The following is a 21,283-nucleotide window of genomic DNA, read 5'->3' on the forward strand; positions in this document are numbered from 1 at the left end:
AGTGTGTAATTTACCAAACGAACACCGTATAAGGGGGAAATATGGAGCGCGATAGCCAAGGGAGGTTTTTGCCGGGCAATCAAGTAGCAAAAGGCAACAAGGGCAATAGAAAGCCCAAATATGGCAATAGCAACGCTTTGAAGCATGGACTACGCAGAGGATATACTGGACTGTTACCAAGCCGAGAAGGTGGGGTATCTATATATAAAAATGGTGCATATCTTGGAACACTACCAGACAAGTATTTTAACCATTCTGAAGATGGAGCGCTTTGGGTAGATTATAGCGCGTGTCAGTATCTTGTATTAGTTTGTGGCTTGCCTGAAAGTATGTTTAGCGAACCAGAGGAATGGTAAGGGTGTATATACTTGAACTCCGAGCGAACGCCGAGAAAGTGGCTATATCCCCCTATCATTTATCAAGCAGATAAGAGCAATAAAAACCCTCCTTAACTCCCTGAGAAATGACAAGCAGATAAGCGAAGTTTTTAGCCCTCTTATTTCGGATCTACTCCTTGCAGAATGATAGGCAGATAAGGACGACAATAAGCCTTCTTAATTGCTTGCAGAATGACAAGGAGATAAGAGAGATAAAAACGTCCCTTAATTGCCTATCAAATGGAATGGAGAATAGGCTTGAACTAAGAGCGAACATAGAGAAAACGAAAAAAGCCAAGGCGCTCCGCCTCAGCTATAATCTCAATAATATTATATCACACAGGAGACCAAGGCATGACACCAGAGCAGGTAAAAGAAAAACTAGAGGGCGTTAAGTGGATCAATAAAGAAATAGAAGGCTTATATTTGGAGCTTGCAGCTTTAGAAAGTGGTATTATCAAAAAGCAAGAACTGAGCACTACTAGAGTACAAACAAGCAGGGTAAATACAGCAGAGAATAACCTTATAAGCGTTCTAAAACTAAAAGAGGACACTTTACAGAGAATTGAGCGACTTACTGAAGAGAGAATGGAAATATCTAGGCTGATCGATAAGCTGGCCAATCCGCTTGAGCGTTCTGTTCTCAGGCTGTTCTACTTGAATATTCTTGACGCTTGGCAAGTTGCTGAGGAAATAGGTGTATCTACAGCCTCGGTATATCGAGTAAGGCAAAAAGCCATAGAACACTTAGCAAATGTGGGGTAATAGGTGAGCACAAAAAAACGCCTAGAACAATCTAAGCGCTAAAGAGTAGTGGACGGTGTGCCTGTCCCGTCATCTCATACTATGAAGTTGCGTAGCGACACTATCATCTCTACCTCACTTCTCTTTAGACTAATTATACCACAAAGGAGCGAACTAATGGAGCTGGATAAGTTTAAAACGATGATGAAAGTGAGAGAGCGGATGACTTACTTTCTACGTTTCCAGAGAATGGCAGGAAGTGAAAACCAAGTTACAATAGATGAAGAGGCTTGGAAACTTGTCTTACCTGACCAGTGGAATTTGACTAGCAAGCATGAAAAGGCAATCTGTGAGGGGTTGGAAATATTCGCCCATGACATCAACAGCATAGAGAACAAGCGAGCCAGAAAATACTTTATTATCCATTATTGCTATATGAGAAAGAAAACTATGAGCGAATGCGTAGAAATGGCAGGTACTAGCTCCACTAGCTACCACCGATATAAACAGATAGCCGTCTTAAACTTTGCGAGAATCCACCAGAACGGAGAGCTAGAAGCATATAAGTAGGCGTCGGTGGTGTTTTGTTGAGAAATGTTGAGATTTAAGTGAGGGGGGATGACATGATTGAAGATTTTTTTGATTGATTTGGAGAATATCCAATTAGAGGATATGGAGATAGATTTAAACATGGATATAGACATCGATTTAAACATAGATTTTGACCTTGATGGTTTAGATTTAACCTTACCACAAGAGTTAGAAGCATAAATGTTGGCAAATGTAGGCGTAGGCTTCATATTCGCCCCCTATTTTGCTTTGTTTCGTACTGGACAACTAAAACACCATGGATAAACTAGAAGCCCTCAGAAACGAATCTGGGGGCTTTTGTGAGGTTATGAAAAACAAGTGTAAAAATACGTGTTATATGTTGATAAGTGTTTTAAACAAGTGTATAATATAATTAAAGATACGGAAAGGAGAAATCGATGACCGAAAGAGAACTAAAGAAACTTGCTAAGAAAAAAGGGTTTATCAAAACAGCTTTTGGTAAAGGTTCGCATGAAGTTTGGAAGCATCCAGACGGAAGAACGGTAACGATACCTAAACCAAAAGAAAACGACTATAGACCTGGAACACTTGGCAAGATTTTGAAAGTACTGGAAGGGGAGTAAAAAACTCCCTCCCCTATATTGGGGCGGTCATTGGTTATTATCAGATTATGAAATACACCTACTTGGCACTATTTGAAGTGGATAAAGAAAACGGCGGTTATACAATCACATTCCCCGATTTTCAAGGAGCAATTAGCGAGGCTGACACCTTAAACGAGGCAATTTATAACGCCCGTGAGGTGCTAGAAATCTATACAATCATGTTTGAAGATGAAGGTAAAGAATTCCCAGAACCTTCTAGTTTTAAGGCTTTGGCTAGTCAACTTGGCAGTGATGAGGATATTCTGCAAGCTATCTCAGTAGATACGGAACTAGTTAGAGAGCGCGAACGTTCTAAGGTTGTCAATAAAACTGTAACCCTCCCTAGTTGGTTGGTTGAAGTTGGTAAAGAAAATAAAATCAATTTCAGTCAGCTGCTACAAAAAGCAATCAGGGAAGAATTACAGGTATAACGTCATAAAGTACGTACTTCATGGTATAATATACCTATCAGCGATAAAAAAAGCACGTTTGACCGTGCTAGTTTCTTGCCTGCTGAACTCGTCAAATCTTAGCCCTTTTGTGGGGCTTTTTTTGCTCCCCTTTTTGCGTACTTTGGGGGAGCAAGTAGTAAAAAGTAATATTAGTATTTTTTGTTTAAAAGCGCGTGATATAAGGGTTAGGGAGCCCTAAGGAAACATAAAATAAGAAGTTTTTTATTATACTACAAAATCGGCCTTTTGGGTAATAGAATCTCACTTTTTTTGGTATAATGGTAAGCAATAATGGACTAGAAAGAACAAAGATGCAAGATAAAATTGTCATTCATGGGGCGCGTGCCCATAATTTAAAAAATATTGATGTGGAGATTCCGCGAGACAAGTTGGTTGTCGTGACTGGCTTGTCAGGTTCAGGGAAGTCCAGTCTGGCTTTTGATACCCTCTATGCGGAGGGACAACGTCGCTATGTAGAGAGTTTGTCCGCCTACGCTCGTCAGTTCTTGGGAAATATGGAAAAACCAGATGTAGATGCTATTGATGGTCTCAGCCCAGCTATTTCCATCGACCAGAAAACGACTAGCAAAAACCCTCGTTCGACGGTGGGAACAACGACTGAAATCAATGACTATCTGCGTCTTCTCTACGCACGTGTGGGGACGCCTTACTGTATCAAGGGGCATGGAGCTATCAAGGCTTCTTCGGTGGAGCAAATCGTTGATAAGGTTTTGGAGTTACCTGAACGCCAGCGCTTGCAGATTTTGGCCCCTGTCATCCGCAAGAAAAAAGGTCAACATAAGAGTGTTATCGAGAAGGTTCAGAAAGATGGGTATGTCCGTGTCCGTGTGGATGGGGAAGTCTATGATGTGACCGAAGTGCCAGACTTGTCCAAGAGCAAGCAACACAATATCGATGTCGTGGTTGACCGTATTGTCATCAAGGAGGGCATTCGTAGTCGTCTCTTTGATTCCATTGAGGCTGCCCTTCGTATCGCAGAAGGCTATGTCATTATCGACACTATGGACGATTCGGAGTTGCTCTTCTCTGAGCATTATGCCTGCCCAGTTTGTGGATTTACTGTTCCAGAGTTAGAGCCACGTCTCTTCTCCTTCAATGCTCCTTTTGGCTCTTGTAGTGAGTGTGACGGTTTGGGCATCAAGTTGGAGGTGGATACTGATTTGGTAGTGCCAGACGCCAGCAAGACCTTACGTGAGGGAGCGCTAGCACCTTGGAATCCTATCTCATCCAACTACTATCCAAACATGCTAGAGCAGGCTATGACGACCTTTGGAGTGGATATGGATAAGCCTTTTGAGGACTTGTCAGAAGAAGATAAAAACTTGATTCTATACGGCTCAGATGGCAAGGAATTCCATTTCCACTATGAGAATGAATTTGGTGGCGTGCGCGATATCGACATTCCGTTTGAGGGAGTTATCAATAATATCAAACGTCGTTACCATGAAACCAATAGCGATTACACTCGCACTCAGATGCGTCTCTACATGAATGAGCTGACCTGCGGAACCTGTCAAGGCTATCGTCTCAATGACCAGGCCTTGTCTGTCCGTGTGGGCGGCCAGCAAGGGCCACATATTGGAGAAATCTCAGACCTGTCTATCGCTGACCACTTGGACTTGGTGAGCCAGCTGACCTTGTCTGAAAATGAAGCCATCATTGCTCGTCCCATTCTCAAGGAAATCAAGGATCGTTTGACCTTCCTTAATAATGTGGGTCTTAACTATCTGACTCTGTCACGTTCAGCAGGAACTCTTTCAGGTGGGGAAAGCCAGCGTATTCGCTTGGCAACCCAGATTGGTTCTAACCTATCAGGCGTCCTCTATATATTGGATGAGCCGTCAATCGGTCTCCACCAGAGGGATAATGACCGTCTCATTGCCAGTCTCAAAAAGATGCGTGACTTGGGCAATACTCTCATCGTGGTGGAACACGACGAAGATACCATGCGTGAGGCTGATTATCTGATTGACGTTGGTCCCGGTGCCGGTGTTTTTGGTGGGGAGATTGTTGCCGCAGGTACGCCCAAACAGGTGGCTCGCAACAGTAAGTCTATCACAGGCCAGTACTTGTCAGGCAAACGTGCCATTCCAGTACCAGAAGAGCGACGTGTCGGAAATGGTCGTTTTATCGAAGTGACAGGAGCGCGAGAGAACAACTTGCAAAATGTTACTGCTCGCTTCCCACTAGGAAAATTCATCGCAGTGACAGGGGTGTCGGGCTCAGGCAAGTCTACCTTGATCAACAGCATCCTCAAAAAAGCCATTGCCCAGAAGCTCAACCGTAATTCAGACAAGCCTGGTAAATTTAAGACTATTACAGGGATTGAGCATGTAGACCGATTGATTGACATTGACCAGAGCCCTATCGGACGAACGCCAAGGTCTAACCCTGCTACCTATACAGGAGTTTTTGACGATATACGTGACCTTTTTGCCCAGACAAACGAAGCCAAGATTCGAGGCTACAAGAAGGGTCGTTTCAGTTTCAACGTCAAGGGTGGTCGCTGTGAAGCCTGTTCAGGCGATGGAATCATCAAGATTGAGATGCACTTCTTGCCAGATGTTTATGTGGCTTGTGAAGTTTGCCACGGAACCCGTTACAACAGTGAAACCCTAGAAGTCCACTACAAGGAAAAAAATATCTCGCAGGTCTTGGATATGACCGTCAACGATGCGGTAGAATTCTTCCAACACATTCCAAAGATTCAGCGCAAACTTCAGACCATCAAGGATGTGGGACTGGGATATGTGACGCTAGGGCAACCAGCTACCACCCTTTCTGGAGGAGAAGCCCAGCGTATGAAGTTGGCTAGTGAACTTCACAAACGATCGACAGGAAAATCTTTCTATATTCTGGATGAGCCGACGACAGGTCTTCATACCGAGGATATTGCTCGCTTGCTTAAGGTTTTAGCTCGCTTTGTAGACGACGGTAATACAGTCCTTGTTATTGAGCACAATCTGGATGTTATTAAGACTGCAGACCATATTATTGACTTGGGACCTGAGGGCGGTGTCGGTGGTGGAACCATCATCGCAACAGGAACTCCAGAAGAAGTAGCGACCAATGAAGCCAGCTACACAGGACAGTATTTGAAAGGAAAGTTACATCATGAATAAACGTGTACAAGCATTTCTAGCTAAAATGCAAGAAAAAGAACTAGATGGTATCATCATCAATAACCTTAAAAACGTCTATTACCTGACTGGTTTTTGGGGCTCAAACGGAACAGTCTTTATCAGCCGTGACCGTCAGGTCTTAGTGACAGACTCTCGCTATATCATCGCAGCTAAGCAAGAAACCAGTGGTTTTGAGATTGTGGCTGGTCGTGATGAATTGGCTGTCATTGCAGGAATTGTTAAGGACATGGGCTTGACTCGTATCGGTTTTGAAGATGAGATTTCAGTGTCTTATTACCACCGTATGCAGGCAGCTTTTGCAGGTTTGGACTTGCTTCCACAAACTCAGTTTGTGGAAGGTCTTCGTATGATTAAGGATGAGGCAGAGATTGCAGCGATTCGCAAGGCTTGTTCTATCTCAGACCAAGCTTTCCGCGATGCGCTTGACTTTATCAAACCAGGAAAAACTGAAATTGAGATTGCCAACTTCCTTGACTTCCGCATGCGTGAGTTGGGAGCATCTGGCTTATCTTTTGATACGATCCTAGCTAGCGGTATCAATTCTTCTAAACCCCATGCCCATCCAATGCACAAACCAGTGGAGTTGGGAGAAGCCATTACCATGGACTTCGGCTGTCTCTATGACCACTATGTCAGTGATATGACCCGGACTATCTATCTAGGGCATGTTAGCGATGAGCAGGCAGAGATTTACAATACGGTTCTAAAAGCTAACCAAGCCTTGATTGACCAAGCTAAGGCAGGCTTAGGTTTCCGTGACTTTGACAAAATCCCTCGTGATATTATCATTGAGGCAGGTTATGGCGACTACTTTACTCACGGCATTGGCCACGGTATTGGTCTGGATATCCATGAGGAACCCTACTTTAGCCAGACTTCTACAGAAACTATTAAGACAGGTATGACCTTGACCGATGAACCAGGTATCTATATCGAAGGCAAATATGGCGTTCGTATCGAGGATGATATCCTGATTACAGAGACAGGTTGTGAATTATTGACCCTAGCTCCAAAAGAGTTGATAGTCATTTAGTTGTTTGTCAAGAAAAAGTACGAAAATGACGAAAAAAGTCAAAAAAAATTAAAAATAGGTCGCAAGTCGGATGTTTTTTATGGTATAATAGACTAAACTTATAGTAACATGTAGCGAAAGGGGTAGGTACATGATTAAAATTTATACAGTCTCAAGTTGTACTAGCTGTAAAAAAGCAAAAATCTGGCTTAATGCCCACCAGTTAAGTTATAAAGAACAAAACCTTGGTAAAGAAGGAATTACGCGAGAAGAATTACTGGATATTCTAACCAAAACAGATAACGGAATAGCCAGTATCGTCTCATCTAAAAATCGCTATGCCAAAGCCCTTGGAGTGGATATTGAAGATTTGAGTGTTAACGAAGTCCTCAATCTGATTATGGAAACACCTAGAATTTTAAAGAGCCCAATCCTTGTAGATGAAAAACGCCTGCAAGTTGGCTATAAGGAAGACGATATTCGTGCCTTCCTACCACGCTCTGTCCGTAATGTAGAAAATGCAGAAGCACGTTTGCGTGCAGCTCTATAAACATCAAGGCTGGGAGCAATTCCCAGTCTTATTCTATTTTAATTTCAAAAAGAAAGAAGAAAGAAATGAAAAAAATAGTTCTTGTTAGTCTAGCTTTCCTTTTTGTCCTGGTTGGTTGCGGACAGAAAAAAGAAACTGGACCAGCTACAAAAACAGAAAAAGATACGCTTCAGTCGGCATTGCCAGTTATTGAAAATGCTGAGAAGAATACAGTTGTAACCAAGACTTTGGTCTTGCCCAAGTCAGATGATGGTAGCCAGCAGACCCAAACCATTACTTACAAAGACAAGATTTTTTTGAGTCTAACTATCCAACAAAAGCGTCCAGTCTCAGATGAGCTGAAGACCTACATTGACCAACATGGAGTGGAGGAAACTCAAAAAGCTCTTCTCGAGGCGGAAGAGAAAGACGACTCCATCATAGAAGCTCGTAAATTAGCAGGATTTAAGCTTGAAACAAAACTATTGAGTGCAACAGAACTTCAAACAACGACTGGTTTTGATTTTCAAGTTTTGGATGTCAAGAAAGCTTCTCAGTTAGAATATTTGAAGAATATTGGCTTAGAAAATCTTTTGAAGAATGAACCAAGCAAATATATTTCAGACAGATTGGCAAATGGTGCGACAGAACAATAGAAAATCCAAATAAATAAACTGCCTGAATTGTAGAACGTAAGGAATTATGCTATAATGGTACTATTCTAAGGAAAGAGGGTGTTAGAATGGGATTTACTGAAGAAACAGTACGTTTTAAATTGGACGATTCCAATAAAAAAGAAATTAGCGAAACTTTGACTGATGTCTATGCTTCGTTGAACGATAAGGGCTACAACCCAATTAACCAAATTGTAGGTTACGTATTGAGTGGAGACCCTGCCTACGTTCCTCGTTATAATAATGCACGAAATCAAATCCGTAAGTATGAGCGTGATGAAATCGTTGAGGAATTGGTTCGCTACTACCTTAAAGGACAAGGAGTCGATCTGTAACCTATGAGAATTATGGGATTGGACGTCGGTTCAAAAACGGTAGGGGTGGCTATTAGCGACCCGCTCGGTTTTACAGCTCAAGGGCTTGAAATCATCCAAATCAATGAGGAGCAAGGCCAATTTGGTTTTGACCGCGTTAAGGAGCTGGTTGATACTTACAAGGTGGAACGATTTGTAGTGGGCCTGCCTAAAAACATGAACAATACAAGCGGACCGCGCGTAGAAGCTAGTCAAGCCTACGGAGCAAAGCTAGAAGAGTTTTTTGGTTTACCAGTAGACTATCAGGATGAACGCTTGACAACAGTGGCTGCTGAGCGTATGTTGATTGAACAAGCAGATATCAGTCGCAATAAGCGCAAGAAAGTCATTGATAAGTTAGCAGCTCAGCTGATTTTACAAAATTATTTAGATAGAAAATTTTAATATAAAGGAGAGGATATGTCACACGATCATAACCACGACCACGAAGAACGTGAACTAATCACACTAGTAGATGAGCAAGGAAATGAAACCTTGTTTGAAATCCTTTTGACAATTGATGGAAAAGAAGAATTTGGTAAAAACTATGTTCTTCTAGTACCAGTTAACGCAGAAGAAGACGAAGACGGACAAGTTGAAATCCAAGCTTACTCATTCATCGAAAACGAAGATGGAACAGAAGGCGAATTGCAACCAATCCCAGAAGACTCAGAAGACGAATGGAACATGATTGAAGAAGTCTTTAATAGTTTTATGGAGGAGTGATACAGTCTGGGAGACTGTATCAGCCCAACTCCCAGAAATGGGGAAGAGTTGGAACGTCCTGTGGATGTTTTAGCCCAAGTTAATATTCATAGTTGTTAGTGATTAGCTAACCAGGTGAGAGGTCGGGACGAAAATCCTGACCTCATTTTTTGTTATCTACGGAATTTTGCTAGATAATTGATTAGACTTTTGTCAAGGAGATGTGTATGTTTGAAGTAGGAGAATGGCTTTATAGTCGGATTGGTTTGAATTTTCGATCAGGTTTAGGCCGAATACAGCAAGCGGTGGATTTGTTAGGGAATCCAGAGAAGTCTTATCCTATTATCCATGTAACAGGGACTAATGGGAAAGGATCTACCATTGCTTTTATGAGGGAGTTATTTATGGGGCATGGCAAAAAAGTCGCGACCTTTACCTCCCCTCATATCGTCTCTATCAATGATCGAATCTGCATTAATGGGCAATCTATAGAAGACACAGACTTTATCCGTTTGGCTGAGCAGGTCAAGGAGATGGAGAAAACGCTTCTGCAAACCCATGATCAGTTGTCCTTTTTTGAACTGCTGACCTTGATTGCTTTTCTTTATTTTAGAGAGCAAGAAGTGGATTTGGTTTTACTAGAAGTGGGAATTGGCGGCTTACTTGACACGACCAATGTGGTAACTGGAGAGCTTGCTGTTATCACCTCCATTGGGCTTGACCATCAGGAAACCTTGGGTGATAGTCTGGAAGCAATCGCAGAGCAGAAAGCTGGTATTTTCAAGGCTGGTAAGAAGGCAGTGATTGCGAAATTGCCTCCAGAAGCTAGGCTTGTCTGTCAGAAAAAAGCAGACTCTTTAGCTGTTGATCTTTATCAGGCAGGTCAAGATTTTTCAATGCTGAATGGTAATTTTTCAAGCTCTTTACTAAATCTTTCACAGCTGAACATAGGCTTAGAAGGAGCTTATCAGCAGGAAAATGCGGCCTTGGCGTTGCAAGCATTTCTTCTCTTTATGGGAGAAGGAAAGGAAGTTGTTTATGAGCAGGTTGTAAGACAGGCTTTGGAGAAGACCCATTGGGCTGGACGTTTGGAGCGTATTCGCCCACAGATTTACTTGGATGGTGCTCATAACCTCCCTGCCTTGACTCGCTTGGTTGAGTTTATCAAAGAAAAAGAGCAGGAAGCCTATCGTCCTCAAATCCTATTTGGAGCCTTGAAACGGAAGGATTATCAAGGGATGTTGGGTTATCTGACTGAAAATTTACCTCAGGTGGAACTCAAGGTGACTGGCTTTGACTATCAAGGTTCTTTGGATGAGACAGATGTAACAGGTTACGATATAGTTTCTTCTTACCGAGAATTTATCAGCAGTTTCGAAGAAAAAGCCGATACGCAGGACTTGTTATTCATTACAGGGTCTCTCTATTTTATCTCAGAAGTACGGAGCTACCTGCTGGGGCATGAACAGATAAATTGACCACCTTTTTTGAACTTGTTATACTAGGGGAATTGCTGGTTAGAGAAAATTTCTCTAAATTGGTAGCAGAAAGGAAATCCATCATGAAATTAACAAGATTCACACGTTCTCTTGCTTCTCTAGCAAGTCTTAGTCTCTTAGTAGCTTGTTCACAAAGAGCTCAACAGATTCAACAACCAGCAGCTCAAGCGCAAACACAACAAACTCAGCAATCACAACCTACTGCTTCATCGTCTACAGAAAATACAAACCAGGTAGCAACAAGTTCTTCATAAAATGCACCTGAGGCTCAACCGACTGATATTGATGGGACTTATACAGGCCAAGATGACGGAGACCGTATCACTTTAGTGGTCACTGGAACGACTGGTACATGGACTGAGCTCGAATCTGACGGGGATCAGAAAGTCAAACAGGTCACATTTGATGCAGCAAATCAACGCATGATTATTGGCGATGATGTCAAAATTTACACTGTAAACGGTAATCAAATCGTCGTAGACGATATGGATAGAGACCCATCGGACCAAATCGTTTTAACTAAATAAGACTATGCAAGTAGGAAGGGCTGGATTTTTCAGCCTTTTTACTTTTACCTAGAAAATAATCATAAATACTTGCCTTCTATCGAATACCTGGGTTATACTAGTATCAATTACTTGTTTTTAGCATTCAAAATATCAAGGAGGGGATATGAAATATAGAAAATTTCAATTATTGATGTCCAAGTATGGCTTTAGTCTTTCGATTATGCTACTTGAACTTTGTCTTGTTTTTGGTATCTTTCTTTATTTAGGACGCATGGCTCCCATTTTATGGATTACTGTCCTCATTCTACTGAGTATCATCACAATCATTTCGATAGTCAACCGTAATACGACTCCTGAGAATAAGGTAACCTGGTTGTTAGTAGCCTTTGTGCCAGTATTTGGCCCCTTGCTCTATCTGATGTTTGGTGAGAGGCGATTGTCCAAAAAAGAAATCAAACAACTGAAGAAGCTAGGCTCCATGCATTTCCAAGAAGCAAATAGCCAGCTACTAAAAGAGGAATTAAAAGAAAGTGACAAGGCGGCATATGGTGTCATCAAGTCCTTATTGAGTATGGATACCAATGCTGATGTCTATGATCAAACTGCCTCTACATTTTTTTCTAACGGAGAAGCTATGTGGAAAAAGATGGTAGAAGATCTCAAAAAGGCTGAGAAATTTATCTTCTTGGAATATTACATTATAGAAGAAGGTTTGATGTGGAATCGTATTTTAGAAATCTTGGAGCAAAAAGTTGCTCAAGGCATTGAAGTTAAACTGCTCTATGACGATATTGGCTGTATGGCTACTTTAACAGGAGATTATGCACATCGACTTCGTCAGCTGGGCATCGAGGCCCATAAATTCAATAAAGTTATTCCTCGTTTGACAGTGGCCTATAATAACAGAGATCATAGAAAAATATTGATTATTGATGGTCAGATAGCTTATACAGGAGGCATTAACTTAGCCGATGAGTACATTAACCATGTCGAGAGATTTGGTTATTGGAAGGATAGTGGAATTCGCTTAGACGGACTAGCAGTAAAAGCCCTAACACGCTTGTTTTTAACCACTTGGTACATCAATCGAGGAGAGATTAGTGATTTTGATCAATATCATTTAGAAAATCATTCTATCCCAAGTGACGGTTTAACCATTCCATACGGAAGTGGACCCAAGCCAATTTTTCGAACGCAGGTAGGGAAAAAGGTTTATCAGAGTTTGATCAATCAAGCAACGGAATCGGTCTATATTACGACACCTTATTTGATCATAGACTATGATTTAACGGAGACAATCAAAAATGCTGCTATGAGAGGGGTCGATGTTCGGATTGTCACCCCTTACATACCAGATAAGAAGTTCATTCAGTTAGTCACAAGAGGCGCTTATCCAGACCTTCTTTCTGCTGGTGTTCGAATTTATGAGTATAGTCCAGGTTTTATTCATAGTAAGCAGATGTTGGTAGACGAAGATTTTGCGGTGGTGGGGACAATCAATCTCGACTACCGGAGCTTGGTACACCATTATGAAAATGCAGTCTTACTCTATAAAACTCCTTCTATAATGGAAATAGCCCGAGATTTTCAAAATATATTTGCAGATTCTCAGGAAGTTTATCCCCATTCTATCAAAACGAGCTGGTATCAAAAACTTGTAAAAGAAATCGCCCAGTTATTCGCTCCAATCTTATAAGAAGTCTAGGACTGAGGACACAAACCAGTCCTCTTTTTCTTGCTTTTTACGAATAGAAAGATATAGGGAGGGACGATGCTGACTCAGAAAGAATTGGATTATATCCTGACATTCAAACAGACACATTTACACCGTTTTCGGGAAATTGAAACCTTTGTGAAACTATGTAAAAAATCACTTAAACAGCCATCGTAAGCTGACAATCCTAGGACTTTTTGATATACTAAGACAGATAAATTGAATAGGAGAAACGATATGAGTGTGTATGGTAGAGTAGAAGAAGTTCATCAGGAGAATCGTGAACCTCTAGAATACCAAATCAAACAAGAATTGCATCATCGTGAATCAAGTCGTCTTCCTTTGGTGAAAATTTTACTATGGAGTACGCTTGTAACAGGAATAACTCTAGGAGTACCGCTATTACTCGATTTAATGAGTGCACAGGAAGTGCAGGATTTTTATGCAGGTTGGGCGCTTCATCAGACAGGGAAGATTTACAGCGACTATTATGGAAGTCAAGGTTTGCTTTATTATTTGCTGACTTACGTGACTCAGGGCGGATTTTTCTTTGCCATCTTTGAGTGGTTAGCCTTGGTAGCAGGAGGATTTTTCCTTTTTAGATCAGCGGACACCTTGACAGAGCAAGGAGAGCAAGCTGGACAAGTGGTGACTATTTTTTACATGCTAGTTACAGGTCTTGCTTTTGGTGGAGGATATGCGACTCTTTTAGCGCTTCCCTTCTTATTCGCGGCCTTTAGTTTAGTTGCGGCTTACCTAAGCAATCCAAGCCATGATAAGGGCTTTGTACGGATTGGGCTGGCTTTGGCAGGCGGATTTTTCTTTGCTCCCTTGTCATCGCTCCTGTTTCTTGCTGTAGTGAGTTTAGGCTTGTTGGTCTTTAACCTTGGGCATAGACGCTTTGCGCATGGGTTTTATCAGTTTCTTGCAGTGGCTTTAGGTTTTTCACTTGTCTTTTATCCAACTGCCTACTATAGTGTTGCAACAGGAAGTTTTGGGGATGCCATTAGTGGTATTCGTTATCCTATTGACAGTATTCGCTTTGATTTCACTTCTAAAATTTTAGAGAATATAGCTTTTTATGGCTTGTTGTCCCTTGGTTTGGGATTTGTGGTTTGTATCTTTTTAGGTCTCTTTCAATCCAAACCCTCTAAACTATATGTCATCTCAGTGCCTGCGAGTCTTGTGACAATTTTAGGTTTGATTTTGCTTTTCTTTTCACAAGAGCCTCTGCACGCTTCTTATTTGATGGTCGTCTTCCCTGTTTTCCTACTTTTATTGGTAACCAATATTAAGAGTCAACAGAGGGGGCGTAGTGTTAGACGAAGACGAAGAGAAACGCCAGTTAGTCTATGGAGTCGTTTCTTCAAAGGAAATCTATATCTGCCAGTTTTAGGGCTTGTCTATCTCTTGACTGTTCCCTTTTTGATGAGGTTTGTCCTTTATCCGGTACCTTATCAAGAACGTAATCGTCTTGCTGATTTGGTAAAAGAGGAGACAAATACGGAAGATGCTATCTATGCATGGGATGATACTGCGACTCTTTATCGTAAGAGTGAGCGCTTGTCGCCATCGGCGATTTTGTCTCCCGTGCACTATACAGCAACTGAGGAAAATCGGAATAAGCTACTCAATGACTTGAAAGAAAAACAACCTAAGGTGATTGTGGTAAATGACAAGGTGCCAGTCTGGTCTGAAGTAGAAACAATCTTGAAAGAAAATTACCAACAAGTAAAGACTGATTACTCAGAGTTTAAAGTCTATAAAATCAAATAACAAAATCAATATCTTGTGTATTTTTAAAAATTTTAGGATTTTTAACACAAGATATTGATTTTTCTTTTTAGAGTGGTATAATACTTTTTAGAAAGAACATTTTAGAAAAGAGCATGCATATGATTGCACTAGAAGAAAAAATTACAATTTTGCCAACTCTCTTCGTCGAGAAACGAGATGGGAGACGTGTTGTATTTGATGTGGATAAGATTGACAAGGCTCTCCACAAGGCGGCAGACAAGGTTATGGATGTGACACCCTTGGTTGAAAAACGCCTCAATGCTCTGACTGAGCGAATTGTCACAGAAATTCATAGTCGCTTTCCACAGGGGGTTAAGATTTACGAAATTCAAAATATCGTAGAACATGAACTCCTTGAAGCCAAAGAATATGCGCTGGCTGAGGAGTATATCACTTATCGGACACAGAGGGATTTTGAGCGCTCAAAAGCGACAGATATCAACTTTAGTATTCATAAGCTTCTTAATAAAGATCAGGCAGTTGTCAATGAAAATGCCAATAAAGATAGCGATGTTTTTAACACCCAACGTGATTTGACTGCGGGGATTGTTGGGAAGTCGATTGGACTCCAAATGCTTCCTAAGCACGTAGCCAATGCTCACCAAAAGGGGGATATCCACTATCACGATTTGGACTACAGTCCCTATACACCGATGACCAACTGCTGTTTGATTGATTTCAAGGGGATGTTGGAAAATGGTTTTAAGATTGGAAATGCAGAGGTAGAAAGTCCCAAGTCTATCCAGACTGCAACAGCTCAGATTTCCCAAATCATCGCCAACGTGGCTTCTAGCCAGTACGGTGGTTGTTCAGCTGACCGTATCGATGAAGTCTTGGCGCCTTATGCAGAGAAGAACTACCAAAAACACCTCAAAGATGCAGAAGAATGGGTCTTGCCTGAAAAACGGGAAGATTACGCTTGGAAGAAAACTCAAAAAGACATCTACGATGCTATGCAATCCCTTGAGTATGAAATCAACACCCTCTTCACTTCAAATGGCCAAACACCTTTTACCTCGCTAGGTTTTGGTCTAGGAACTAGCCGTTTTGAGCGTGAAATTCAAAAAGCTATTTTAAACATTCGTATCAAGGGTCTTGGTTCAGAACACCGTACAGCCATCTTTCCTAAGCTCATCTTTACGCTTAAAAGAGGTCTTAACTTGGAAGAAAGAACTCCCAACTACGACATTAAGCAGTTGGCTCTTGAGTGTGCAACCAAGCGGATGTACCCAGACGTCTTGTCTTACGATAAGATTGTCGACTTGACAGGTTCTTTTAAGGTGCCTATGGGTTGCCGTTCGTTTCTTCAAGGGTGGAAGGATGAAAATGGTGTAGAAGTCAATTCAGGTCGGATGAATTTAGGCGTTGTGACGGTCAATCTTCCTCGCATCGCCCTCGAGTCTGAGGGCGACATGAATAAGTTCTGGGAAATCTTCAACGAGCGTATGAATATCGCAGAAGATGCCCTGGTTTACCGTGTCGAACGAACCAAGGAAGCGACACCGGCAAATGCTCCTATTCTTTATCAGTACGGTGCTTTTGGCCATCGTCTAGGTAAAGAAGAAAGTGTTGACCAGCTCTTTAAGAATCGTCGGGCAACCGTTTCGCTGGGCTATATCGGCTTGTATGAAGTAGCGACAGTTTTCTTTGGTAACAGCTGGGAAAGTAATCCAGATGCTAAGGAATTCACGCTAGACATCATTCGCGATATGAAACGCCGTGTAGAAGAGTGGTCTGACCAATATGGCTACCATTTCTCTATCTACTCAACACCGTCTGAAAGTTTGACAGACCGTTTCTGTCGACTAGATACAGACAAGTTTGGTTCTATTCCTGATATTACAGATAAGGAATACTACACCAACTCTTTCCACTACGATGTTCGTAAAAATCCAACACCGTTTGAAAAATTAGACTTTGAGAAAGTCTATCCAGAAGCAGGTGCGTCAGGTGGTTTCATCCATTATTGTGAGTATCCAGTCCTTCAGCAAAATCCTAAGGCTCTGGAAGCTGTCTGGGATTATGCTTATGACCGTGTGGGTTATCTGGGGACTAATACTCCAATAGACCGTTGCTATAAGTGTGACTTTGAAGGGGATTTTGAACCAACTGAGAGGGGCTTTGCTTGTCCTAACTGTGGCAATAGCGACCCTAAAACAGTAGACGTTGTTAAACGGACTTGTGGCTATTTAGGTAATCCTCAAGCGAGACCTATGGTCAATGGGCGTCACAAGGAAATTGCAGCGCGTGTCAAACACATGAATGGTTCAACGATTAAAATAGCTGGTCACCAAGTAACCAATTAGAAAGAAATGAAATGGGAAAATATCAATTAGACGATAAGGGGCGTGCACAAGTGACCCGTTATCACGAGAAACACTCTAAAGGTGGAGCTGGTAAGAAAGAACGCTTGCTCAACCTCAGAGAACAATTTTTAAATAAGAATAAGAAGAAATAAAAGTGAGAGTCAGCTCTCGCTTTTCTCATAGTGGGAGGTAAGGATGGAATTACGCAGACCAAGATTAGCAGATAAAGAAACAGTTTTAGAGATGATGGCAGAGTTTGAAAAGAGCCAATCAGCCCATGATGGCGGATTTTGAGATACAGAGAACTTTGTGTATGAAGAGTGGTTGGAAACAAATATGCAAAAAGAAATGGGAATAAACTTGCCTGAAAATCGTGTTCCTTCTATTCAATTTGTATCATTTGATGATGCAGGTCATACTCTAGGATTTTTGAATCTGCGATTGAGACTGAATGAGGGTTTACTGAATTATGCTGGCCACATTGGCTACTCCATCCGTCCATCAGAAAGAGGCAAAGGTTATGCAAAAGAGACTCTCCGTCAGGGCTTGAAAGTTGCTAAGGAAAAGAATATCAAGAAAGCTCTGGTGACCTGTAGTGTGAATAATTCTGCTAGTAGAGCAGTCATTTTAGCAAATGGTGGGCTCCTTGAGGACGTTCGTAATGGTGTGGAGCGTTATTGGATAGAGGTAGCGAATGAATAATCCAAAACCACAAGAATGGAAAAGCGAGGAACTCAGTCAAGGGCGTATCATTGACTACAAGGCCTTTAACTTTGTGGATGGCGAAGGCGTGCGTAATTCTCTCTATGTATCAGGTTGCATGTTTCATTGCGAGGGATGTTATAATGTTGCCACCTGGTCCTTCAATGCCGGAATTCCCTATACAGCAGAATTAGAAGAACAGATCATGGAAGATCTCGCTCAACCTTATGTTCAAGGCTTGACCTTGCTGGGAGGGGAGCCTTTTCTTAATACTGGGATTCTCTTGCCACTTGCTAAGCGGATTCGGAAGGAATTGCCAGACAAGGACATCTGGTTCTGGGCCGGCTACACTTGGGAAGAAATGATGTTGGAAACTCCAGATAAACTGGAACTCTTGTCACTGATTGACATTCTTGTCGATGGACGATATGATCGAACTAAGAGAAATCATATGCTCCAGTTTCGAGGTTCGTCTAACCAACGAGTTATCGATGTGCAAAAATCGCTCAAAAGTGGGCAAGTAGTGATTTGGGACAAGCTCAATGACGGAAAAGAAAGCTATGAACAGGTGAAGAGAGAATGAAGAAAAAAGACTTAGTAGACCAACTAGTCTCAGAGATCGAGACGGGGAAAGTCAGGACACTGGGAATATACGGTCATGGAGCTTCGGGTAAATCAACCTTTGCTCAAGAATTGTACCAAGCTTTAGATTCTACTACAGTAAATTTGCTAGAAACAGATCCTTATATCACCTCAGAACGCCATCTGGTAGTGCCAAAGGACGCACCAAATCAAAAGGTGACAGCTTGTCTGCCGGTGGCGCATGAACTTTTACCTCTTCCTCCCTACTCATCTGAGTACAATCCTATTGAGAAAACATGGGCTCATATCAAAAAGCACCTCAAAAAGGTATTACCAAGTTGCAATACCTTTTACGAGTCTCTTCTGTCCTGCTCTTGTTTCAATTAACTATATCTATAGAGTAACATAAATCTCAAAAAATGGGGTGCCCCCCTCTGTTTGTTATGCAAAAAAATAGAAGATAGGATAGAGAATCGCTTTGATGATTTCAATCATATCTTCTATTCAAATAGTTAGCTCATTAAATTAATGATATTACTGAGTTCAATTCCCTCTCTTTTAATATCTTAAAGCCTCCCAATATCCATGACAATGAGATATTTTAGCTAAAATCAAAGAGTGTTCACAAAATTTGATGTAATAAACTCTTGATTAACATTGTTAAAATTGATTATTCAAAAATTTCCGGAGTTGCCTTTGTTTAACAGTGTTCAACCCCCATATATCCGATACTAACATCATCAATATAACAAGTGCAAAAATATATCCCATATTTGATAATGATGATAACGATGAAAAATAGGAGAAGTACACAGTCTTACTGAGATAAACTAAATTTAATCCTGTAGTTATTAGCACTGCACTAAAGAAAGATAAAAGAAAAATTAATATATTGTCAAAAAATATTATTGAAAAAATATACTTTTTCTTATACCCTAAGCTATATAAAATAGCTAACTCTTTTGATCTATTGATTATATATCCCTTATTTAAAAATGCAACTACTAATCCTATGACCAGAGAAATTACAGTCGAACCAACTATCAATATTCTCACTAAGCTACCATAAATATCACTAAAAGTTCCTGACCTCATATCATATCTGGAAGCTAATCGATACTTAGGAAATAGTTTTTGCAGATTTTTAGAAATAGTCTCTACATCACCAGTTATTTTTATTAACAATCCATCTTTGCTCGTCCCTACAGCATTTACATAATTTTCATAACTATCTACAATGTCTTTACTAGCCTTTGATGTTTCAGGAGTCAACGATAATATTTGTTTGTGATGCTCATATGATTCTTGACTTAAAAAATATTCAAGATTAGATTCTTCAAAATAAGATGAGTAAATTGGATAATTTGATTTCAAACTATTTTGATAATATGTTTGATAAACACCGCTAATTATTACTTTATCATTCTTTTTTTCCTTAGAGTATATATTTGCTGTTTCCAAATCAATTTCTTTTCTAAGAACTTTTTGATAGTCTTCAGTATTTAAATGTTGCAAAATAAAAGTATCTGGTACTAAAACTTCATTACTGTCATCCTTTGGATAGTCACCTGATAACAGGATTATATTCTCAGAATTATAATCTGAAATAAAGTATTTAGGAACATCGAGTTTTTGGAAATTGAATGAAAGTGAAGAAATTTTATTCCAGCCATAGTTAAACTTTCTTATTTTACTAGAAAAATCTTTTTCAGAAAAATTTAAATTTAAACTATTATAAGCATTGTTATAATTAGATTTTACACCATGATTAAATAAAATTACCTTCTCAATTCCATCAATGGATTCAACTTGTTGTTTATCTTTATCCGAAAAACCTATTCTCTTACCATCATAAGGGCTTTGTATATTATTTTCATTATAATCTTTTATTGTATCTGTATTGAGTTGCTGAGTAGATGCCACTATGACTCTTTCACTTATTCCAGAAAAAAAACTCTCAAAACTAAGTAAAGAAGCTGAACGATACGCAGTAAAGCCTAGTATAAAAATAGATATTATTAAAGTCATAGGAACTATTAGAAGTAATTGCCTCTTCATATTTCGAATTGACTTATATTTTACATAATCTATAGTAAAATTAAAGGGAATTTTTCGAGTATTTTCGTTGAAGTTATCAGATAACTTTATATTTTCCTCTGTTCTCCTGACTTCTTTAATTGTTTTATCTTTTATCTCATATACAACATCTGCCAAATTAGCCAACTCTCTATCATGAGTGATATAGAAAATAAGAATCCCTCTATTTCTAAGTTTTTGTAGATATTTAAAAACTAATTGGCTGGTTGAAGTATCTAAGTTTCCTGTAGGTTCATCTAATAGTAAAATCTTTGGTTTTTTTATGGCTGCACGTGCAAGAGCTACCCTCTGCTTTTGCCCTCCGCTTAACTCAAAGCAAAACTTAGATTTCAAATCAAAAATATCTAATTCTTTCATGATACTTCCGATATCTGAATCCGGTGCATTACTTGCTAATTTTAAATTTTCAAAAACAGTAAAGTCTTCCAAAAGTTTATAATCTTGAAAAACTAATCCTATCTTTGATTCTCTTAACTGCGCCCATGTATCCAAACTATATTCTTTTGCGTTTTGCTTGAATAAAGTATACTCTCCTTCATACTCCTGATCTAAACCAAATAAAATATTAAACAATGTTGATTTACCTGTTCCGCTTTCACCTATTAAAGAATAAATTTTATTTGAGTCTTCTATATTGAGTGTAACTGAATTCAAAACTATTTTTTCTTTATATTTTTTGTCAAGATTTGAAATTTTCAACATACCTTTTACTCTCCAATGACATCTAAAAATAATATGAGAACCTGCTGTAGAATCACGGTACTAGTTAATTTTAAAATAGTTCAAATTTATGTCAGTATGATTTTATTATTTTTAATTGACTAAGCACCATGGATATATAATATATTTTCCCAAAAATAAAAGTTGAGTT

20 protein-coding genes and 4 pseudogenes are annotated in these 21,283 nt (G+C 40.0%); 23 read left to right on the forward strand and 1 reads right to left on the reverse strand.

Annotated features, from left to right (window positions below; all coding sequences use genetic code 11):
* Positions 1–41: 41 nt before the first annotated feature.
* The 23 genes and pseudogenes from HT671_RS04200 to HT671_RS04305 form a co-directional block, all read left to right on the forward strand.
* A complete protein-coding gene (locus tag HT671_RS04200; protein ID WP_045605141.1) occupies positions 42–356 on the forward strand; it encodes a hypothetical protein in 315 nt (104 codons plus the stop codon).
* A 375-nt stretch (positions 357–731) separates the two neighbouring features.
* Complete coding sequence (locus HT671_RS04205) at positions 732–1,142, forward strand: DUF1492 domain-containing protein (protein WP_050222802.1); 411 nt, start codon at positions 732–734, stop codon at positions 1,140–1,142.
* A gap of 156 nt (positions 1,143–1,298) precedes the next feature.
* On the forward strand, positions 1,299–1,691 hold the full coding sequence (locus HT671_RS04210) for a transcriptional regulator (protein ID WP_050222803.1): 393 nt from the start codon (positions 1,299–1,301) through the stop codon (positions 1,689–1,691).
* A gap of 69 nt (positions 1,692–1,760) precedes the next feature.
* Entirely contained in the window at positions 1,761–1,892 is a 132-nt protein-coding gene (locus HT671_RS11885; protein ID WP_258953688.1) for a hypothetical protein, read from the forward strand.
* Between the two features lie 218 nt (positions 1,893–2,110).
* Positions 2,111–2,296, forward strand: a complete 186-nt coding sequence (locus HT671_RS04215) for a type II toxin-antitoxin system HicA family toxin (RefSeq protein ID WP_023935892.1) — start codon at positions 2,111–2,113, stop codon at positions 2,294–2,296.
* 62 nt (positions 2,297–2,358) lie between these two features.
* A complete protein-coding gene (locus HT671_RS04220) occupies positions 2,359–2,748 on the forward strand; it encodes a type II toxin-antitoxin system HicB family antitoxin (protein ID WP_226372856.1) in 390 nt (129 codons plus the stop codon).
* A gap of 332 nt (positions 2,749–3,080) precedes the next feature.
* Complete coding sequence (uvrA, locus tag HT671_RS04225; RefSeq protein WP_050222805.1) at positions 3,081–5,912, forward strand: excinuclease ABC subunit UvrA; 2,832 nt, start codon at positions 3,081–3,083, stop codon at positions 5,910–5,912.
* Positions 5,905–6,966, forward strand: a complete 1,062-nt coding sequence (locus HT671_RS04230) for a Xaa-Pro peptidase family protein (RefSeq protein WP_001042866.1) — start codon at positions 5,905–5,907, stop codon at positions 6,964–6,966. The genes uvrA and HT671_RS04230 overlap by 8 nt, the downstream gene beginning before the upstream one ends.
* A gap of 130 nt (positions 6,967–7,096) precedes the next feature.
* The gene (spx, locus tag HT671_RS04235; protein WP_054386250.1) at positions 7,097–7,495 is read left to right on the forward strand and encodes a transcriptional regulator Spx; all 399 of its coding nucleotides are present in this window, start codon (positions 7,097–7,099) and stop codon (positions 7,493–7,495) included.
* Between the two features lie 65 nt (positions 7,496–7,560).
* Positions 7,561–8,130, forward strand: a complete 570-nt coding sequence (locus tag HT671_RS04240; protein ID WP_000725131.1) for an SP0191 family lipoprotein — start codon at positions 7,561–7,563, stop codon at positions 8,128–8,130.
* Positions 8,131–8,216: 86 nt separating this feature from the next.
* The gene (locus HT671_RS04245) at positions 8,217–8,483 is read left to right on the forward strand and encodes an IreB family regulatory phosphoprotein (RefSeq protein ID WP_000507059.1); all 267 of its coding nucleotides are present in this window, start codon (positions 8,217–8,219) and stop codon (positions 8,481–8,483) included.
* Between the two features lie 3 nt (positions 8,484–8,486).
* On the forward strand, positions 8,487–8,906 hold the full coding sequence (gene ruvX, locus HT671_RS04250; protein WP_001808830.1) for a Holliday junction resolvase RuvX: 420 nt from the start codon (positions 8,487–8,489) through the stop codon (positions 8,904–8,906).
* Positions 8,907–8,921: 15 nt separating this feature from the next.
* Complete coding sequence (locus HT671_RS04255; RefSeq protein ID WP_000017620.1) at positions 8,922–9,227, forward strand: DUF1292 domain-containing protein; 306 nt, start codon at positions 8,922–8,924, stop codon at positions 9,225–9,227.
* 206 nt (positions 9,228–9,433) lie between these two features.
* Positions 9,434–10,684, forward strand: a complete 1,251-nt coding sequence (locus HT671_RS04260; RefSeq protein WP_172923055.1) for a folylpolyglutamate synthase/dihydrofolate synthase family protein — start codon at positions 9,434–9,436, stop codon at positions 10,682–10,684.
* Between the two features lie 83 nt (positions 10,685–10,767).
* Positions 10,768–11,232, forward strand: a pseudogene (locus HT671_RS04265) (SP_0198 family lipoprotein).
* Positions 11,233–11,377: 145 nt separating this feature from the next.
* Positions 11,378–12,910 (forward strand): cardiolipin synthase, encoded by a 1,533-nt coding sequence (cls, locus tag HT671_RS04270; protein WP_000877323.1) that lies wholly within the window; start codon positions 11,378–11,380, stop codon positions 12,908–12,910.
* A gap of 255 nt (positions 12,911–13,165) precedes the next feature.
* The gene (locus tag HT671_RS04275) at positions 13,166–14,704 is read left to right on the forward strand and encodes a damage-inducible protein CinA (RefSeq protein ID WP_050207603.1); all 1,539 of its coding nucleotides are present in this window, start codon (positions 13,166–13,168) and stop codon (positions 14,702–14,704) included.
* Between the two features lie 119 nt (positions 14,705–14,823).
* Positions 14,824–17,031, forward strand: a complete 2,208-nt coding sequence (nrdD, locus tag HT671_RS04280; protein WP_050207602.1) for an anaerobic ribonucleoside-triphosphate reductase — start codon at positions 14,824–14,826, stop codon at positions 17,029–17,031.
* Between the two features lie 11 nt (positions 17,032–17,042).
* The gene (locus HT671_RS04285) at positions 17,043–17,183 is read left to right on the forward strand and encodes a hypothetical protein (protein ID WP_000521618.1); all 141 of its coding nucleotides are present in this window, start codon (positions 17,043–17,045) and stop codon (positions 17,181–17,183) included.
* A gap of 43 nt (positions 17,184–17,226) precedes the next feature.
* Positions 17,227–17,733: pseudogene (locus tag HT671_RS04290) on the forward strand (GNAT family N-acetyltransferase).
* Positions 17,726–18,316 (forward strand): anaerobic ribonucleoside-triphosphate reductase activating protein, encoded by a 591-nt coding sequence (gene nrdG / locus HT671_RS04295; protein WP_172923056.1) that lies wholly within the window; start codon positions 17,726–17,728, stop codon positions 18,314–18,316. The pseudogene HT671_RS04290 and the gene nrdG overlap by 8 nt, the downstream one beginning before the upstream one ends.
* A pseudogene (locus HT671_RS04300) lies at positions 18,313–18,564 on the forward strand (phosphoribulokinase); the annotation flags it as partial. The gene nrdG and the pseudogene HT671_RS04300, both read left to right, overlap by 4 nt.
* Positions 18,556–18,702, forward strand: a pseudogene (locus HT671_RS04305) (transposase); the annotation flags it as partial. The pseudogenes HT671_RS04300 and HT671_RS04305, both read left to right, overlap by 9 nt.
* 273 nt (positions 18,703–18,975) lie before the next feature.
* Here HT671_RS04305 and HT671_RS04310 read toward each other — a convergent pair.
* Entirely contained in the window at positions 18,976–21,114 is a 2,139-nt protein-coding gene (locus HT671_RS04310) for an ATP-binding cassette domain-containing protein (RefSeq protein WP_023939680.1), read from the reverse strand.
* Between the last annotated feature and the right edge of the window lie 169 nt (positions 21,115–21,283).

The organism is Streptococcus sp. 2741, from assembly GCF_013276315.1.
GTDB classification, from domain to species: domain Bacteria; phylum Bacillota; class Bacilli; order Lactobacillales; family Streptococcaceae; genus Streptococcus; species Streptococcus pseudopneumoniae.

Excerpts from the sequence above, each read along its gene's own strand:
- HT671_RS04200 (WP_045605141.1), top strand. The coding sequence starts at position 42 with ATGGAGCGCGATAGCCAAGGGAGGTTTTTGCCGGGCAATCAAGTAGCA.
- HT671_RS04205 (WP_050222802.1), top strand. The coding sequence starts at position 732 with ATGACACCAGAGCAGGTAAAAGAAAAACTAGAGGGCGTTAAGTGGATC.
- HT671_RS04210 (WP_050222803.1), top strand. The coding sequence starts at position 1,299 with ATGGAGCTGGATAAGTTTAAAACGATGATGAAAGTGAGAGAGCGGATG.
- HT671_RS04215 (WP_023935892.1), top strand. The coding sequence starts at position 2,111 with ATGACCGAAAGAGAACTAAAGAAACTTGCTAAGAAAAAAGGGTTTATC.
- uvrA (WP_050222805.1), top strand. The coding sequence starts at position 3,081 with ATGCAAGATAAAATTGTCATTCATGGGGCGCGTGCCCATAATTTAAAA.
- HT671_RS04230 (WP_001042866.1), top strand. The coding sequence starts at position 5,905 with ATGAATAAACGTGTACAAGCATTTCTAGCTAAAATGCAAGAAAAAGAA.
- spx (WP_054386250.1), top strand. The coding sequence starts at position 7,097 with ATGATTAAAATTTATACAGTCTCAAGTTGTACTAGCTGTAAAAAAGCA.
- HT671_RS04240 (WP_000725131.1), top strand. The coding sequence starts at position 7,561 with ATGAAAAAAATAGTTCTTGTTAGTCTAGCTTTCCTTTTTGTCCTGGTT.
- HT671_RS04245 (WP_000507059.1), top strand. The coding sequence starts at position 8,217 with ATGGGATTTACTGAAGAAACAGTACGTTTTAAATTGGACGATTCCAAT.
- ruvX (WP_001808830.1), top strand. The coding sequence starts at position 8,487 with ATGAGAATTATGGGATTGGACGTCGGTTCAAAAACGGTAGGGGTGGCT.
- HT671_RS04255 (WP_000017620.1), top strand. The coding sequence starts at position 8,922 with ATGTCACACGATCATAACCACGACCACGAAGAACGTGAACTAATCACA.
- HT671_RS04260 (WP_172923055.1), top strand. The coding sequence starts at position 9,434 with ATGTTTGAAGTAGGAGAATGGCTTTATAGTCGGATTGGTTTGAATTTT.
- cls (WP_000877323.1), top strand. The coding sequence starts at position 11,378 with ATGAAATATAGAAAATTTCAATTATTGATGTCCAAGTATGGCTTTAGT.
- HT671_RS04275 (WP_050207603.1), top strand. The coding sequence starts at position 13,166 with ATGAGTGTGTATGGTAGAGTAGAAGAAGTTCATCAGGAGAATCGTGAA.
- nrdD (WP_050207602.1), top strand. The coding sequence starts at position 14,824 with ATGATTGCACTAGAAGAAAAAATTACAATTTTGCCAACTCTCTTCGTC.
- HT671_RS04285 (WP_000521618.1), top strand. The coding sequence starts at position 17,043 with ATGGGAAAATATCAATTAGACGATAAGGGGCGTGCACAAGTGACCCGT.
- nrdG (WP_172923056.1), top strand. The coding sequence starts at position 17,726 with ATGAATAATCCAAAACCACAAGAATGGAAAAGCGAGGAACTCAGTCAA.
- HT671_RS04310 (WP_023939680.1), bottom strand. The coding sequence starts at position 21,114 with ATGTTGAAAATTTCAAATCTTGACAAAAAATATAAAGAAAAAATAGTT.